This is a genomic window from Paraburkholderia azotifigens, from assembly GCF_007995085.1.
In the GTDB taxonomy this organism is placed as follows: Bacteria; Pseudomonadota; Gammaproteobacteria; order Burkholderiales; family Burkholderiaceae; genus Paraburkholderia; species Paraburkholderia azotifigens.
The window spans coordinates 1290549-1307857 of record NZ_VOQS01000005.1 but is presented as its reverse complement, the minus strand read 5'-3'; the positions used below and the strand labels follow the sequence as shown (position 1 = coordinate 1307857).

Annotated in this window: 13 protein-coding genes and 1 pseudogene; 4 read left to right on the top strand and 10 right to left on the bottom strand. The window is 63.3% G+C overall.

The window, feature by feature from the left end; translation table 11 throughout:
* Positions 1-30 precede the first annotated feature (30 nt).
* A complete protein-coding gene (locus tag FRZ40_RS37885) occupies positions 31-1626 on the bottom strand; it encodes an EAL domain-containing protein (protein ID WP_240057457.1) in 1596 nt (531 codons plus the stop codon).
* Positions 1627-2323: 697 nt separating this feature from the next.
* Here FRZ40_RS37885 and FRZ40_RS37880 point away from each other — a divergent pair.
* Entirely contained in the window at positions 2324-4495 is a 2172-nt protein-coding gene (locus FRZ40_RS37880; RefSeq protein WP_147237609.1) for a M1 family metallopeptidase, read from the top strand.
* Positions 4496-4576: 81 nt separating this feature from the next.
* Here FRZ40_RS37880 and FRZ40_RS37875 read toward each other — a convergent pair whose 3' ends face one another.
* Complete coding sequence (locus FRZ40_RS37875) at positions 4577-5506, bottom strand: LysR family transcriptional regulator (RefSeq protein WP_147237608.1); 930 nt, start codon at positions 5504-5506, stop codon at positions 4577-4579.
* 117 nt (positions 5507-5623) lie between these two features.
* Between FRZ40_RS37875 and FRZ40_RS37870 the strand changes: the two genes are divergently transcribed.
* Positions 5624-6481, top strand: coding sequence for an oxidoreductase (locus FRZ40_RS37870; RefSeq protein ID WP_147237607.1), 858 nt, complete (start codon positions 5624-5626; stop codon positions 6479-6481).
* Between the two features lie 97 nt (positions 6482-6578).
* On the opposite strand, the gene FRZ40_RS37865 is transcribed toward FRZ40_RS37870, so the two are convergent.
* From FRZ40_RS37865 to FRZ40_RS37855, 3 genes are all read right to left on the bottom strand, one after another.
* Positions 6579-7490, bottom strand: coding sequence for a hypothetical protein (locus FRZ40_RS37865; RefSeq protein ID WP_147237606.1), 912 nt, complete (start codon positions 7488-7490; stop codon positions 6579-6581).
* 290 nt (positions 7491-7780) lie between these two features.
* Complete coding sequence (locus FRZ40_RS37860; RefSeq protein ID WP_028366238.1) at positions 7781-8086, bottom strand: hypothetical protein; 306 nt, start codon at positions 8084-8086, stop codon at positions 7781-7783.
* A 197-nt stretch (positions 8087-8283) separates the two neighbouring features.
* Positions 8284-9117, bottom strand: coding sequence for an NAD-dependent epimerase/dehydratase family protein (locus tag FRZ40_RS37855; protein ID WP_147237605.1), 834 nt, complete (start codon positions 9115-9117; stop codon positions 8284-8286).
* 114 nt (positions 9118-9231) lie between these two features.
* On the opposite strand from FRZ40_RS37855, the pseudogene FRZ40_RS37850 reads away from it, so the two are divergent.
* Positions 9232-10265, top strand: a pseudogene (locus FRZ40_RS37850) (LacI family DNA-binding transcriptional regulator).
* Between the two features lie 61 nt (positions 10266-10326).
* Here FRZ40_RS37850 and FRZ40_RS37845 read toward each other — a convergent pair.
* The 4 genes from FRZ40_RS37845 to FRZ40_RS37830 form a co-directional block, all read right to left on the bottom strand.
* On the bottom strand, positions 10327-11616 hold the full coding sequence (locus FRZ40_RS37845) for an MFS transporter (protein ID WP_147237604.1): 1290 nt from the start codon (positions 11614-11616) through the stop codon (positions 10327-10329).
* Positions 11617-11967: 351 nt separating this feature from the next.
* Positions 11968-12558, bottom strand: coding sequence for a dimethylsulfoniopropionate lyase (locus FRZ40_RS37840; RefSeq protein WP_147237603.1), 591 nt, complete (start codon positions 12556-12558; stop codon positions 11968-11970).
* A 144-nt stretch (positions 12559-12702) separates the two neighbouring features.
* The gene (locus FRZ40_RS37835; protein WP_028366243.1) at positions 12703-12951 is read right to left on the bottom strand and encodes a hypothetical protein; all 249 of its coding nucleotides are present in this window, start codon (positions 12949-12951) and stop codon (positions 12703-12705) included.
* 102 nt (positions 12952-13053) lie between these two features.
* Positions 13054-15591, bottom strand: a complete 2538-nt coding sequence (locus FRZ40_RS37830) for a PAS domain S-box protein (protein WP_147237602.1) — start codon at positions 15589-15591, stop codon at positions 13054-13056.
* Positions 15592-16104: 513 nt separating this feature from the next.
* On the opposite strand from FRZ40_RS37830, the gene FRZ40_RS44230 reads away from it, so the two are divergent.
* Positions 16105-16254, top strand: coding sequence for a hypothetical protein (locus tag FRZ40_RS44230; protein WP_158647069.1), 150 nt, complete (start codon positions 16105-16107; stop codon positions 16252-16254).
* A gap of 16 nt (positions 16255-16270) precedes the next feature.
* Here the strand turns inward: FRZ40_RS44230 and FRZ40_RS37825 are convergent, their stop codons facing one another.
* Complete coding sequence (locus FRZ40_RS37825; protein ID WP_028366245.1) at positions 16271-17212, bottom strand: LysR family transcriptional regulator; 942 nt, start codon at positions 17210-17212, stop codon at positions 16271-16273.
* Positions 17213-17309: the final 97 nt, after the last annotated feature.

Sequence of the window (17309 nt, the reverse complement as noted above, 5' to 3'; positions counted from 1 at the left end):
GCGTGTGTTGTCCGCGTCGCGCGGCGCGGTTCAGGGCGTGACGCGTGTTCTCGTCGTGAGCACGTTCGCGCCCGTATCGGCGAACAGTTGCGAGACGGGCACGGGGCGCTGGTACAGATACCCTTGTCCATAAGGGATGCCGAGGCTGCGCAGCGCTTCATGCTGCGACTCCGTTTCGACGCCTTCGGCGATGACTTCCATGCCGTAATGCCTGGACACCGCGGCGATCGCGCGGATCAGTTCGCGTCCCTGGCGGTCCACTTGCCGCACGAACTGCCCGTCGATCTTCACGTAATCAAACGGGAAGCGGCCCAGCAAATCGAGGTTGCTGTGCTGCGTGCCGAAATCGTCGATGGCAAAGCGCACGCCATGCGCCTTCAGCATGTTGAAGATCACGTCGGTGCGCGGATGCTTGTCGATCAGAAAGCGCTCGGTCACTTCGAGCACGAGCGTGATGTCGGCGGGCAGTTTGGCGTGGACGGCCAGCACGTCCGCAACGAAGTCCTTGCGTTCGAGATCCATCGGCGCGACGTTGATGGCGATGCGCAGCGGGCGGATGTCGGTCTTCTGCATGATGTCGTCCGTCGCGCGCTGCAGCGCGAAGCGCGTGACGCCTGCGAGCAGGCTGCTGCGTTCCACTTCCGCCATGAACGCCGCGGGACTCACGGCGCCCCAGCGCGGATGCGTCCAGCGTATCAGCGCTTCGACACCCGCGATGCGGCGCGTGGCGATCTCGACGACGGGCTGATACGCGATGTGCAGTTGCCCATGCTTCAGCGCGCGTCGCACGGCTGACAGCAGCAGGCGACGCGGCGCGAACGCGATCAGATACGCGGCGGCGATCAGCAGATTGACGAGAATGGCCGCTGCGCTCGCAAGCAATCCATATTTCCAGTGTGTTTGCGCGACGAAGGTCGGGGCGGCTACCACGACGATCGAAAAACCCCAACGCGGCGACGATGCGCGCGTGCCGCGCATCGTCGTCACGCTGCCGGTGGAAATCGCTTCGCCGCGTGCGTCGAGGGCGCGCTCGTTCGTGACGACAAGCACGACTTGTCCCGCTTCGTAACGCACGCCGTGAGCGAGCGTATCCGCGAGATAGCTGGTCTCGACGACGTACAGCAGACCCGTGTCCTTGCCCGTCGGAACATACAGGGGCATGACGGGGGTTTGAGGCTGCTGCGGCGTGCCCGCGAGCAGGTCGAGCGTGATGCGCGCAGGCGCGGGCGACAGCCAGGCGGACAGCGGAACATCGATCACGCCCAGCGCCGAAGAACAATAAACGTTTTGATTGGCCACGAGATTGACGCTGCGCACATACAGCACGTAGCTCTGCAACTCGGACAGGCGATGGTCGACGAGCGGGCAAGGGCGTCCCGGCAATGTCGATAATTCCAGATGCGCGCGCGACACGACACTGTCGAGAATGCGCTCGATCGACGCGACCATATCGCCTGCAATCAGGCTCTCGCGTTCGCGAACGGCCGCCTGATCCGCGTGCCGCGCCCAGAGCGCCGCAGTGACGAGAACACACGCCCCGCACACGACCGCGACGACGAACGCGAGCATCGGCGTCAAGCCGCGGCCCACTACGGCTGATTTGCGAAAGGAGAAAAGCGTGGTCACATCGGGGTCCGATGGTGGTACCGGATCGCGGGAACGATGTTGGAATCGTCCGATGAATATAGCATGCGGGCCCTTGGCAGACGGCTTCGTCCGATGCCGCGCGGCGGGTGCCGATTCACATGGCATTTCTGACGGACGGGATTGCACATGACGCACCGAATGCGTTCTGTTAATCGCAATTTACCCGGATTATCTGGCATTTGAAATGGCGGACGGAATTCCATTAAATGAGATCTAAAAGAACGCGTGTTTGAAGATGCAAAATCGATACCCGGCTATTCAATCCATATCGAATACGGATTACGCATAAAGCATAATAAGAAAGTTGGAGAAATATTTTGTAATGGACGTTGACACGCTGACGTTTGCCCAACTAATCTACCGCTCATCGTAAGCTGACAGTCATTACACGCGGGCGCATCGAAGCATTGATGCGCCCGTGGTCGGCCATGCGAGTCTGTATATGCGTGGCAGCCGCCGCGCGCTCTGCCGCCATACCGTAGTTTTTTCTCTAGTTCACGTTTTAAAAGGTAAATATCGGCAAATCGGGCCGAGGCCTGTTTTTGTCTGTTTATTGCAATTCTTTCATTCGCCTTAAAGCGCGTGAGGGAGACCTTTTTTCGCGATTTTTTAAAATAAAAAAGAGAAAGCGATAACCACACATTTCCAGAGCTGCTTTATCCGATAAGGACGAATCATGCGACTATGTTTTCGGTTAAAGGTGCAGTGCCTGATGCTGGCTGCGACGCTGGCGTTGAGTGCGTGTGGTGGCGGAGACGATGGAGGTTTGAGTTCGAGCAAGTCGGCGCAGACGGGCGCAACGGTTCCGGCGTCGCAACCGGCGCTGGCGGCGCCGACGTCGCCCATCGTCGCCGATACGTCGGTGAACAAGACGGTGCCGCCCGTCGAGTTGCCCGACACCGTGAAGCCGATCAACTACAAGCTGTGGTTCCGGCCGAACGCCGATCTGTCAGCCTTCGATGGCCGCGCGGACGTCGAGATCCAGGTGACGAAGAACGTCAACCAGATCGTGATCGCGGGGCATCGCATCAAGTTCACGAACGGCAAGACGACGCTGCAGCCGGGCAACATCCAGCTGATCGCGACACCGCAGGACGACGGCGACTTCTATCAACTGCGGCCCGTCAGCGGGCAGATTCGCCCCGGTAATTACTCGTTGCACATGGAGTGGTCGGGCATCATCAACTTCAAGACTTACGACGACCCCGCGACGAAAACGGGCGGCAGCTGCGGCGACGATCCCTATCCCGGCTGCTCGGCGGCGGAAGGCGTGTTCCGCGTCGACCTGAAAGGAACCGACGGCAACACGAGCGGCGCGATCCTCACGCAAGGCGAAACCAATCTCGCGCGCCAATGGTTTCCGGGATGGGACGAACCGGCGTTCCGCATGACGTATGAAGTGTCGGCGGAAGTGCCGCAGAACTGGCGGGTCGTGTCGAATGCCGCGGAAGGGCCGTCCGTCAACGTGGACAGCGGCTACAAGCGCGTCACGTTCGACAGGACGCCGCCGATGCCGCAGTACCTGCTGTTCTTCGGCGGCGGCATGTTCGACACGCTCGAAGACGACTTCGTGAGTCCGCTGAAGGACGGCAAGAATCTGCATCTGCGGATTTTCACGCCACCCGGCATGCGCGACTGGGCCGTGCCCGCGATGCAGCAGACCAAGCAGGCGCTCGATTACTACTACCGTTACACGGGCATTCCGCTGCCGCTGACGAAGTTCGACACGATCGCCGCGAACGATGCGTTCAAGGAGCAGAAGGATCTGAACTTCGGGGGGATGGAGAACTGGGGCGCCATTCTCGAATTCGCCGACGACATTCTTCCGCCGCCCGGCACGTCGATGTCCGACTATGGCGTGACCGTGCTCACGCACGAAGCCGCGCATCAGTGGTTCGGCGATCTCGTGACGCTCGACTGGTGGGACGACGTGTGGATGAACGAATCGTTCGCGACGTATTTCGAGAACCGCACGAAGATCCTGTTCTTCCCCGATCGCTTCAGCTGGGTCGACGAAGTGAAGACCAAGTACGCTGTGATGTCGCGCGACCTGAAGAACACGTCGTTCCCGGTGCAGCCGAACTTCAACGACTGGGCGTCGAACGACTTCGTGTTGAGCGCCAGCCCGTTCACGTACGACAAGGGCGGCATCGTGCTGAAGATGATCGAGAACTATCTCGGCGATGGCGTGATGCGCAAGGGCCTGCAGTCGTATCTGGCGGACTACGCACTCGGCAACTCGACGCCGAAGCGTCTGTGGGACGAATTGGCGAAGGCGAGCGGCGAGCCAATGGTTGCGATCGGCGACAGCTTCGTGCGGCAAACGGGCGTGCCGCTCGTGTCGCTCGATACGCAGTGCGATCTGACGAGCAATCAGACCGTCGTCACGCTGAAGCAGTCGCCGTATCCGAACCAGAACCTGTATCCGGGCATTCAATGGACGATTCCGTTGACGCTCGCGTACGGCGAAGGTCTCGCGCGACGCAAGACGGTGGCACTGCAGGACACGCAGACGCAGGTGCGGGTCAATGGTTGCTCGGCCGTCGTCGCGGATCCGAGCGGGCTCGACTACTACGTGACGAACTACGGCGACAACGCGTGGAGCCAGTTGCTCGCGCAAAGCAGTGCGTTGACGGATCCTGTGCTGCTGACCAACCTGCAGATGGAAGCGAAGATGCTCGTGAATTCTGGCCTCGCCGATCCTTCGCGCGCCACCACGATCGGCTCGATCACGCCGCCGGTGAGTGCGATGGCGCGTCGTCAGTTGCTGGTCGCGCCGCAGGCCGAAACGGTTCGTCCGATCCTGCGTTATCAGGGCAAGCTGAAGCCGCGCAACAAGACGCCGTAATGCGCGCAGTCTGAGCCGCAGCACGTCGCGCGCTTCCCGCCGTATGCGCGGAAGCGCGCGACTGTTTTTGCTCAAGCAGCGCTATGTACGCAATTCCGCAGGCTCGAGAAAGTAATTCCGGTTGTCCGCGAGCCGCGCGATCATGAAGTCGATGAACGTCCGCACGCGCAGCGGCTGCTCGGTGCGGCTGCGGTAGTAGACGTAGATCGACTCGCGCTGCGTCACATGCTGCGTGAGCAGCGGCACGAGCCGTCCGCTGCGAATGTGCTCGACGGCCGAAAAACTGCCCAGCTGGCCAATCGCCAGTCCTGCCAGAACAGCCGCTGTTTCCGCGTCGATATCGTTCGCGCACAACGTCGCCGCCACGTCGCGATACACGATCTCATTGCCGATCAGAAATTCCCACGGCGCCTGCTTGCCTGTGTTCGCGCGCCGATAGCCTGTGCAGCGGTGCGTGTCCAGGTCTTCGACGGACATCGGCTTGCCATGCCGTTCGATATACGCCGGCGATGCGCACACGATCAGCTGAATGGGCAACAGCCGCCGCGCGATCGCGCCGCCCGACGGCGGCGAGCCGCCGCGAAAGCCGACGTCGGCGCGATCGCTGACGAGATCGGTGAAGTGATCGTCGAAACGCACATCCAGTTGCACGTCGGGATAAAGGGCGGCGAATTCGAGCACGACGGGCCACAGCACCGCGCGGCCGAGCGCCATCGGCGCGCTCACGCGCAGCGGACCGGCGACTTCGTCTTTCGCGCGGCGGGCGTCGTCGATCGCCGTCGACAGCGTGGCCAGCGCCGGCTCCACGCTTTGCAGCAGCCGCTCGCCTTCTTCCGTCAGGCTCAGCTTGCGCGTGGTCCGATGAAACAGACGCACGCCGAGCGATTTTTCGAGCTGCATCACGGCGTGGCTGGCCGCTTGGGGCGAAATGCCCTGATCGACGGCAGCTTTGCGCAGATTGCCCAGCGTCGCCGCGCGGACAAAGATCGAAATGGCGCGGACCTCGTTCACGGCGCTCTCCGATTAGCAAATAAAGGTTGATTATCAGTCCAGCATTTGACGGCTAGTTTATGCGAATCGGACGTCCTATTCTTCGTTCCACTTTCACCACGAACGAAGGAGCAGCAAATGAGCAACGTCACGAAACAGCAGTTCAAGCGCGTCTGGTTCATCACGGGCGCATCGCGCGGTCTGGGTGCGCTGATCGCCAAGGCAGCGCTGGCCGATGGCAATGCCGTCGTCGCTGCGGGCCGCAATGCCGCCGCGATCGTCGAGCGGCTGGGCGAATCGCCCGCCTTGCTGCCCGTCGCGCTCGACGTGACGGACGCAGCGCAGGCGAAAGCGGCCGTCGAGGCGGCTGTCGAAAAGTTCGGCGGGATCGACGTGCTGATCAACAACGCGGGCTTCGGTCTGCTGGCAGCCGTCGAGGAATCGAGCGACGCCGACGTGCGCCGCATGTACGACACCAACGTATTCGGTCTGCTGAACGTGACGCGCGCCGTGCTGCCCGTGATGCGCAAGCAGCGTTCGGGGCACGTGATCAACATGTCGTCGATCGGCGGCTATCGCTCGGGCGCGGGCTTCGGCGTGTACTGTTCGACGAAGTTCGCCGTCGAAGGCATCACGGAAGCGCTGCACGCGGAACTGAAGCCGCTCGGCATTCACGCGACCGTTGTCGAGCCGGGCTACTTCCGCACGGACTTTCTGGATGGGTCGTCGCTCGTGGTCGGCAAGGAGATCATTGGCGATTACGACGATACTTCAGGCAACGTGCGCCGCATTGCTGTCGACTTGAACCACAACCAGCCGGGCGATCCGGAGAAGCTGGCGACGGCCGTCGTGACGCTCGTCGATGCGCAAACGCCGCCCGTGCGTCTGCCGCTCGGCACCGACACACTGAAGGCGATCGCCGAGAAGAACGCGTTCGTGACGACGGAAACGCAGACGTGGAAGGCATTGTCGCAATCCACCGATTTCCCCGTTTGAGGTTTTTGAGCCGCGTGATTGATCTGACGAAACCTTAAAAAAACAGCGCCGCTGCGTGAGCAGCGGCGCTGTGTTGGCTTTCATCCGGGGATTCAGCTTATTTCGGCGGCGGCAGCGAAGGATCGAGCTTGGCGGAGTCGCGCACCAGTTGATCCGTCAGCGCGGCAGCAACGGGATTCGTGTTCGTGTTGGTGGTCGGCTTCGTGCTGCGAGCCTGTTGCTCCGCCGCGGCGCGCACCGCCGACATATCGGGCGGCGGCAACGAGGGATCGAGCTTGGCCGAGTCGCGCACGAGTTGATCGGTCTGCGCCGCGCCCGAATGGTACGACCCGCGATACGTGTTGTGCTGGTCCATATTCGCGCTGTTGAGGGTCGGAGGCGCGGCCGCAGCGGGAGGCGGCAACAACGGATCGAGCTTCGACGACTGTCGCACGAGTTCGTCCGTTTCCGGTGTCGCGCCCTGATACGCCGCGGCGCGGCGGTCCAGGCTGTCGCGACCGCGCTGCGAGCGCGGGGCGGGCGCGACCTTCGGTGTCGCCGCATCGGGCACGTTCACCGAGGCGACAGCCGCCGACGGCGCCGGCTTCGGCTGAGGTTGAGCTTGCTGCTGCAGGTTTTGCTGCGTGATCGCCATGCTCGTCGAAGGCGCAGGTGCGGGCGCAGCAGGAGCCGCAGCCGTAGGCGCGGGTGCAGGCGCAGCGGGCGCAGGCGCTGCCGTCATCGGGGCGGGCGCTGCGGGCGCGGGCGCCGGTACGATCGGCTGCTGCCGAACGGCAGCGCTCTTCGTGCCCGCACCCGGCGGCAGGGTCGACGAACCGATGCTGCCTTCCGTCATGTGATTTTCGCTGACGCGCGAATCGGCGGCGGGAGGGTTGGCGGACTCATCCATGCCTGCAGTCGCTTCCGCCGTTGCGCGGCGGTCCGCCTGAAGCACCATGAGGTACGTGGTCAATGCCGCGCCGAGCACGAGGCCGGCGAGAATCATCAAAATCTTTCGGGTGGTCATCATACGTACTGACGGTCGATCGAATAACGTGAGCGGGCCATGATAAACCGGCTGCTCGCGTCATATATCAGACAAAAAACGAGCAATTGGCAGGCCTGACAGGTGAAAAACACGCGCCGACAGCCAGAGATTCGCGCATCCCAATGGAGGCGAGGGCGGCAATGACCGCCGTGCGTGCCTGCGCAGGGAACGCGGCGTGTCGAAGCTCTCTGATTATCGGACGCTTCGGTTTAGTTTGCGTGTCGAGAACGCGCGCCAAAAATTGCGCGCGAATTGCACGATAAATTGTCCGATCAATCCCAGGGATTGGCTGCGGACAGCCCCGCTTGACGGCGCATGCCGTGGCGCAGGAACCAGTGCCGTACGGCACTGAGCTTGCGTGGCAGGCCCGGCATCAGATTGCCTTCGATGCGGGCTTTGGCGCATGACGTCGCGTACTCGATCGCCTCTTCCTCGGAAGAAAAGTAGCCGAGGATCCCAAAGGCTTTACGCCGTCCGCTCGGGCCGGTGACGAATACGCTGGCCGCATATCCGCGAGCGGCCACGGATGCAAGTGGGATGATGACGTGGCGCCTGTAATGCACTGCATGCCTGTCCATGATCATCCTCCAAGGGTTTTGCCCTGGTCACATGGTACACGCTGCGAAAGTGAGCCGGCAATTCAATGCGGCTCAGAAAAATAAATCAGATCAGCGAGTTAGTGGTTGACGCGCGATGCGGATGTGTGCCTGCGTCGCGCGTTCAGGTGTCTGCGGATGCCGCGTTGCACGGCATCATGCGCTGATACGACGGGGCTTCAGGCCTTGCGCTGCATCGGCTCGCCGAGCACGAATGCGCCGCCCTGGAAGCGTTGCGCCGGGTCGTCGTATTCGGGCGTCGGCGCCGCGACAGGGAAGCGTTCCGCGAATTGCACCGAACTGTCGCGCGGACGGAAGCCGAGAAAGCCCGCTTTCGTGTTGTCCCACCATTTGACCGGATTGTCCGACGCGCCATACACGACGGCATGTCCGACACGGTTCGTGAAAAGCGAGCAGCGCACGAGTTCGATGAAATCGCGATAGCTCAGGTACGTGACGAGCATGCGCGGATTCTTCGGTTCTTCGAACGATGAGCCGATGCGCAGGCACACCGTCTCGATGCCGAAGCGATCGAAGTAGTAACGCGACAGCGACTCGCCGAAGCATTTCGTCACGCCGTACAGGCTGTCGGGACGTGTCGGCGCATCGGCGTCGAGCACTTCCGTGACGGGATGAAACCCGATCGCGTGATTCGAGCTCGCGAACACCACGCGCTTCACGCCATGTTTGCGCGCCGCTTCGTACAGGTTGTACGTGCCGCGGATGTTGGATTCGAGCAGATCGTCGAACGGCGCGTCGATCGAAATGCCGCCCAGATGCACGATCGCGTCGACGCCTTCGACCATGTGCATCACGGCTTCGCGATCCGCCAGATCGACGACGCTCGCTTCTTCGTGCGCGGCCGCGGCGCTCACAGGGACAATGTCGCTCACGCGCACGATGTCGGCCCATGCGGCCAGCGCGTCGCGCAACTGGCGGCCCAGGTTGCCGCCCGCGCCCGTCAGCAGCAGACGACGGAACGGCTTGCGCGGCACAGCAGATGTCTCGTTCATGGATGATCCTTCGAAATATTCAGGAAAACGTTTTCCAACTATAAAGGGGATGCGGGGAAGGCGTCAATCGCGCCATCCCATTGGGATACGCACGGGTTCCGGACGAGGCGTTTTCTGCGACAATCGTGCAAGACGAACGAAAACGTTACCCTCGCATGAAAAAAGTTTCCCCGACGATTCGCGACGTGGCCGTCGAGGCGGGTGTGTCCGTCGCCACCGTGTCCAAGTACATCAACGGCGCGCAGCGGTTCTCTCCTGCCGTCGAAGCGCGGCTCAAGGAAGCGATCGAGCGGCTCGGCTATCGTTCGAACCCGCTCGCGCGCTCGATGATCACGGGCCGCACGCGCGCCATCGGTCTCGCGATTCTCGACATCAGCAATCCGCACTTCACGAATGTCGTGAAGGGCGCGAACCGCGTCGCGCTTCAGCACGACTACACGCTGCTGCTCGTCGATACAGAAGAGAACCAGGCGCGCGAGCGTTCGCTGATCGAAGCGCTCGCGCAACGCGTCGACGGTTTGATCGTCAGTTCGCGCATGCCCGACGAAGAATCGCAGTGGATGCTCGAACTCAACAAGCCGCTCGTGCTGTTGCGTCGCAGTCCGGGCCTGCCGATTCCGAGCGTCGGCATCGACAACCGGCTCGCGACCTACATGCTCGCGCGCCATCTGCTGAATCTCGGGCACCGGCACATCGCCTATCTCGGCTTCGGCCAGGCGCGTATCAACGACGAGCGTATTCGCGGCGTGCGCGAGTGTCTCGACGAAGCGGGGCTCACGCTCGACGTGCACGATGCGCATGCTCCGACCGCGAAAGCGGGCGAGCAGGCGTGCTCGCGCTTGATGCTCGGGCCGCAGCGGCCGCAGGCCGTGATCTGCTACAACGACCTGATCGCGCTCGGCTTCATGAAGGAAGCGGCATCGCTTGGCTTCAAGCTGCCGCGCGACGTGTCCGTCACGGGTGTCGACAACGTGCCGTATGGCGAGTACGCCGCGCCCGCTTTGACGACCGTCGATATCCAGAGCGAGAAGATGGGCGAGCTGGCAATGCAGAAGCTCATCGATGGACTGGCGGGTCATACGGAAGCCGAGCATTCGATGTTCGAGCCGCGGCTGATCGTGCGCGAATCGACGGCTGCTGTGGGCTGACGCTCCGCTCGCGCGCTGTGCTGCGGCACGCGCGCCGCGCGAGGCGGCGCGCCATGCGTGCTTACGCATCGAGCTTCGCGGGCGACATGCGCGGTGTCAGCATGTGCATGATCGCGAGTGCGAGCAGATAGGCGAGCGCGCCGATCGCGAACAGCACCCAGTAGTGACCCGTGCGCTGCAGCACCTGGCCGATCACTTCCGAGAACAGCACGCCGCCGATCGAGCCCGCCATCCCGCCGATGCCGACCACGGCGCCCAGTGCGCGGCGCGGGAAGAGGTCGGATGCCGTCGTGAACAGATTCGCCGACCAGCCCTGGTGCGCAGCCGCTGCCAGACCGACGATGCCAACGGCCATCCACAGGCTATCGACTTGCGACACGAACGCGATGGGCAGCACGCAGCACGCGCAGATCAGCATCGCCGTCTTGCGCGCGGCATTCACGGTCCAGCCCTTGCGCAGCAGCGTCGACGAGATCCAGCCACCGCCGATGCTGCCCACCGTCGTGATCGCGTAGATGACGACCAGCGGCAAACCGATGTGCTGCATGTCCATGCCGCGCGATTCGTTGAGCCACTTCGGGAGCCAGAACAGGTAGAACCACCACACAGGGTCGGTCAGGAACTTGCCGATCAGGAACGCCCACGTTTCGCGCTTCCTGATCAGTTCGCCCCAGCCGGGTGCGCGGGCGTTGGCGTGGCGGGCGTCGAGCGCTTCAACTTCGTCGCGCGGTTCGTCGAACGCTTCGTCTCGCGCGCTGCCGTCATTGGGGCGGTAGACCACGAGCCACACGGCCAGCCACACGATGCCGATCGCGCCGATGATGACGAACGCCGCGCGCCAGCCGTACATCACGGCAATCGCGGGAATGATCGCGGGTGCGAACACCGCGCCGATGTTCGCGCCGGAGTTGAAGATGCCCGTCGCGAGCGCGCGCTCGCGGCGCGGAAACCATTCGGCCGTGGTCTTGATGGCGGCGGGGAAATTGCCGCCTTCGCCGATGCCGAGCAGCGCGCGCACGGCCGCGAAGCCCATCACCGAGCCGACGGCCGCGTGCAGCATCGCGGCGATGCTCCAGATGAGCATGGCGCCCGCGTACGAAATGCGCGTTCCGAGCCAGTCGACGATGCGTCCGAAGCAAAGCAGGCCGATCGCGTAAAACGCGGAGAACGCGATCACGATGCGGCCGTACTGCACCTGCGTCCAGCCGATTTCGTGCTGGAGCAGCGGCGCGAGCAGACCGAGAATCTGCCGGTCCATGTAGTTGATGACGGTGGCGAAGAAAAGTAGCGCACAGACGGTCCAGCGGAAGCGGCTGGCGGTGCGCACCACGCCGACGACGGCAGATTGCATGTATGTCTCCATTCGCGGCATCGCTCGTCGCGCCGCGGTCTTTTCATAACCGGCGACGAGCGCCGGGGCGGGATGCGTCGCGCGGTCGGTCGGGCTGGCGCGGGCATGATTCCGTCACGTTTGGAAAACGTTTTTCTAAGAATAGAAGGTTTGAGGCCGCTTGGCTAGTCCGTGTTTTCGCTACATCCGCCGTGACGGCGCGCTATGGAATGCCGAAAATGCGTTAAGGAAGTTAATCGTTTTCTCTGGCAGGCGCGCCATCAAGAGGGCGGGCGGCTGACGTTGCGGCGGCTTGCCAATCGGGATTTGCGGTTTCGCGGAGGGATGTTTCCCGTTCCTGCTGCGATCGGATCAGACCAGCAGACACCAGACCGCGAGGAAAGGAACCGGGCCAGACCGCATCGCATGCGGGCTGGAGGGCGGATTGTGGATGCCGCCGCCGATCCCGGGGTCGAACCAGTCGCCGTCTCGCTGGCGGAAGTCGCCCGCAGTGAAGAGCACATACGCTTCTTCCGGGGGATGGCTGTGGTCCGGGTATCGAACGTTGGGCGCCATGACGGAAAAGCCGAGCTGCACGTCGTAGCGGCTTTCTGCGCCACCCGGCCCGCAAATCATGCCGTGCACGTGCCCTTCGATATAGTTCTCGCTGCCCTGCGAGCCCGACGTGCGGCGCGACCATCCCAGGTCGGGTTCGAGCAGTCTGATCGTGCGTGCCGCCGCGCCGATCTGCGTCGGCTCGTTCAGGACGGGCGCCAACGCAGCATCGAGCCACTCGCATGCGGGATAGCGGACGCGATGTCGCTTCCCGTCGTCGGACGGGGTCCGAAGCCGCTCGAAAACCCGCGACGCCACGAGCCTTCCCCCTGCCGGGAGCCGGTCGGACTGGAAGAGGTTCTCCGCAATACGAATGAAGGTCTGGATGTGTTCCGGTCGATTGGTCATGGTGCGGCCACGTTTGCTCTGCGTCGAGTATTGGCGGCCGATACATCCGCGTCAATGCGCTTTATTTTCGCGGTGCGATGACATCAGGTTATGCGTCGCGAAGAGGCCCGCCGGAGCCTCTTTCGCACACAAACCGCAGCGCCCTCAGTTCGGCAGCCGCACGGGCAGTTGCGACACGCGTCCTGTCTGCACGTCAAGCCACATCTGCCGGCCGCTCGCCGAATGACTGTAGACGAGTGCGCGCATCTCGCGATACATGCCGAGAAAGCCCATCAGCGCGCGCACGTTGCGCTTGCCGTGATAGCGCAGCGAGCGCGACGTCTCGCCGTTGACGATGACGACAGGATTGATCCGCACGAGCCGCGCAATGAGTTCGGGGTTGACTGTTTCCACGTTCGATCCTCGCTTGAAAGTACTGTCCTCGGTAACGTCCGTGAAATGCGCTTCTTGAGCATCCGGAAGGATCGGTAAGCGTGCGCCGACGCAACGCTTCCGCTAGTCGCGCACGTGCTTGACTGCGATCTGCAACACGCCTTCCAGGTCGGGCAGGTCGACGGGCTTGGTCAGGTGCAGATCGAAACCGGCGGCTTCCGTCCGCGCGCGGTCTTCGCTGGTGCCGAGCCCCGTCATCGCCGCGATCACGGCGCCCGGCGCGGCGAGTGCCTTGCGGATATGCGGCAAGGCTTCGAAGCCCGTCATCTTCGGCATCGACAGATCCAGCAGCACGAGATCGGGCTGCAACGTATGCGCGAGGTCGATGGCGGCCGCGCCGTCGTACACCGCGTGCGCTTCGTGGCCGAGCACCTTCACGAGCGTCGCCATGCTGTCGGCGGAATCGATGTTGTCGTCGACGACCATCACTTTCAGATCGACGGCTTGCGCGGGCGCGGGCGCTTCGTCGCGCGGGCCTTCGTCGGCGATCGCATGGCTGCATTCGGGCAGCCACACGGTGAACACGCTGCCTTTGCCGCGTCCTTCGCTATGCGCCTCGATATGGCCGCCATGCAGATCGACGATCGCGCGCGCCAGCGTCAGCCCGATGCCGAGACCGCTCTTGTCGGCCTGTTCTTCCGTCGGCGTTTCCTGCACGAACAGGTTGAAGATCGCGTCAATTGCATCGGGGTCGATGCCGCGCCCCGGATCGTGAATGCGGATCGCGAGCAGCCGGCCCGAACGGAACACCTGCAAGCCGATCGACGCGCCCGCGGGACTGAACTTCGACGCGTTGTTCAGCAGGTTCTGCACGACCTGCACCATCCGCGTGAGATCGCCTTCGATAAACATGGGCGTGTCGGGCATCACGACGTCGAGCGTCTGGTCGCGCGCGGCCAGCAGCGGCGCGCTGCCTTCGATGCTCAGTTGCGCGATGGCCTGCATCGACACCGGCTTCGGCTCGATCTGCACGCGTCCCAGCGTGACGCGCCCAGCGTCGAGCAGATCGTCGACGAGCCGCGTGAGATGGGACAGCTGCCGGTCGATCAGTTCGTGCTCCGGCAGGAAGCCATGATGTCCGGCGGACTTCAGTTGCAGCATGCTCACCGCATTGCGCAGCGGCGCGAGCGGATTGCGCAGTTCGTGCCCGAGCAGCGCGAGGAACTGGCTCATCCGCTGGCTGGATGCTTCGAGTTCTTCGAGACGCCGCCGCCGCGACATGTCGCGCGTGATCTTCGCAAAGCCCTGCAGCGCGCCGTTCGGATCGCGCAGCGCCGTCGTGATGATGTTTGCCCAGAAGATCGTGCCATTCCTGCGCACGCGCCACTCTTCCGTTTCGACGCGGCCTTCGCGCGCGGCCAGTTCGAGGTCGCGCCGCGGTCTGCCCGCCGCGACGTCTTCGGGCGTGTAGAACAGCGACGCCGGCTGGCCGAGCACTTCGTGCGGCGCATAGCCCATCACCTGGGTCGAGCCCGCGCTCCACGTCGTGATGTTGCCTTGCGAGTCGAGCATCGTGATCGCGTAGTCCTTGATCGCGTCGACCAGCACGCGAAAGCGCTTGTCGAGTTCGCGCGCGCTGAAGCGTTCGGTGACGTCGCGCACGAAGTACGCAAGCTCGATGTGTCCGTCGAACTGCACGGGGCACACGGACAATTCAGCGGGAAACTCGTTGCCGTCGATGCGCCGCGCGATGAGTTCCGTGCGGCTGCGGTGCGAGGACGCTTCCGGGTTCGGTTCCGGCGTGATCCTGAAGACATCCAGTTCGGCATAGCGCGCCTTGCAGCGGGCGGGGAACAGTGCGTCCAGGATGGGCCGCCCCATGACGGCGTCGCGTGCGTAGCCGAACGTGTGCGTCGCGGCGTCGTTCCAATCGATGATGATGCCGTCGGCATCGGTGCACACGAACGCATCGTGGGTCGTATCGAGCACGAGACGGCGGCGCCGCAGCGACGCTTCGAGCTTGCTGTCGGCGGCTTCGCGCAGGCTGATCTCGGTGCGCAGCCGCGCGATCGTGATGGTGTTCTGCTCGATCAGTGCGCGGTTCTCGGCGAACACGCGCTGATGCGCCATGCCCGATGCGACGAGCGACGTGATCTGTTCGAGCGTCTCGATGTCTTCGTTCGAGAATGCGCTCGCGCTGCCTGCCATCAGCTTCACGACGCCCGCGACTTCGGACTGATAGAGCAGCGGCGCGACGATCATCGACATCGCGCCGACGCGCCTGCACGCGGCCGCATCGACGCGCGGATCGTTGGCCGTATCGACGCTGTACAGCAGATGCTTTTCCAGCGAGCACAGTCCCGACAGGCTGCCGTCGCGCTTGAGGCGCAAGCCGAGGTGATGCGCGATGGTGCCGCTGCACGCGCGATACACCATGTCCTCGCCATCGACCCATTCGACTACGGACGCATGCGCGGCCGGCACCAGTTCGAGCAGCGAGTCGGTGACGAGCGACAGAAAGCGGTCGAGATCCAGCTTCGCCGCGGCGATTCTGGAATGCGCGTCGATCAGCTTTCTCAGACGCCCATTCGTCGATCGCTCGCGGTTCAGCAGTGCAGTGGTGTCGGTCGTGTCGATTTGTCGTTCCTGGCTGGCATTCATCGTGAGGCAAGCTCCGTTCTGCGTCAGTGGCGCGTGCGTTGAAAACGTCATGATGAGATGCATGCGGCATTCCAATGCAACATGCATAGAGGTGCGAAGGGCTCTTTCAACGGTTATACACGCTTGCGCAACGAGCGCTCAAGGGCGCGATATAGGGCAATTCGGATCGAGCTTCGCGTTGCGTTGCCAGGTTCAAGCTTTGCGCGCCGTTCGGCTGTAGTCCGGTTTCGTCGGGAGATGGGAAGTCGCTGTCCGCTCATGCATGGCGGATAGAGTCAATTATAAAAAATGCACGATGTTCAGACCTCGCGCGGTGCGGCCGTAACAGGCGGGCAGACGCAAGCGGCGCGCCCGGGCTCGACTGGATGGACGCCCGGAATCCGCCTCACTCAACGCATTCGGACGGGAATCACGCATGGGCATGCGTTCCATCGCAGTCAAACTGAGTCTCCTCTTCGGCGCGGCATTTGCCCCGACCATGCTGGCCATTACGCGCAGCGGGTGCTCGACGCAATGGAATTCAGTCCCGCACTGGCGTCTTCGGCGTTCGCGGTGCATGGACGGCCGGACCTCAGCCTCGTGATCTACACGTCTGCATCGGACGCCGCCGAAGCACGCGTGAAGTCGCTGATTTCCAGCTATGCGGATGGCGTCGGCATCTAGCGCGGCGCGCGATCCGTCAAACAGGAAAGCCGTTGGCGAAACGCTCGCGCAGATAAGCGACGAACAGGCCGACTGCACGCGGCACATGTGACGCGTAGGGCCGCACGATATAAAGCTGCTCGGCGAATGCGCCCGTCACGCGCCAGTCGGGCAGCACGACGACCAGCTTGCCCGCCTGCACGGCAGCCTGTGCGGTGAAATCCGGCACGAGCGCAATGCCGAGGCTTTCGAGCGCCGCGTCGCGCAGCGTCTCGCTGTTGTTCGCGCAGAACTGGCCTTTGACGGGCAGCGTAATGGGCCGCGCCGCGTTCTTTCTCGTCGTCTTGCGCTCGAACGACCACATCGGTTCGCCCGTCGAGCGCGGATAGAACAGGCAATCGTGCCCGGCGAGATCGTCGGGTGATGCCGGCGTGCCGCGTTTTCGCAGATACGCACGCGTCGCGACGATCACGGAATGCGTATCGCACAGCTTCCACGCGACATGCGTATCGGGCGGCTCCGCGCTGTGGCGAATCGCGAGGTCGAAGCCTTCCGTGGCGAGCGACACGATCCTGTCCGACACCTCGAGCTGCACACGCACGGCCGGGTTCGCCGACAGAAATTCGGGCAGTTTCGGCACCAGCTGCTGGCGCGCGAATGCGACGGGCGCGGTCACGCGGACCTGTCCACGCGGAACGCCCGACAGCTCGCGTACCTGCGCGAAGCTCGCGGCGATCTGCGCATACTGGCCGCGCGTCGCGTCGACGAGCTGCTGGCCGGCCTCCGTCAGGCGCACGCTGCGCGTCGTGCGTTGCACCAGCGAGATGCCCGCCGCGCGCTCCAGTTCGGAAATGCGCTGGCTCATCGCCGCCTTGCTGACGCCGAGGCGCGCGGCGGCCGCCGTGTAGGTGCCCTGTTCGGCGAGCATCGTGAGCCAGTGCAGATGCGTCCACAGATCTTCGATATTTTGCGCTTCCATACACTCATTGTTCACGATAGAAAACATTGAGTTCAATGGTAGCCTCTTTCCAGCGTGTCCGCTGCTTTCTACACTTCGATCAACGTCAATCACGAAG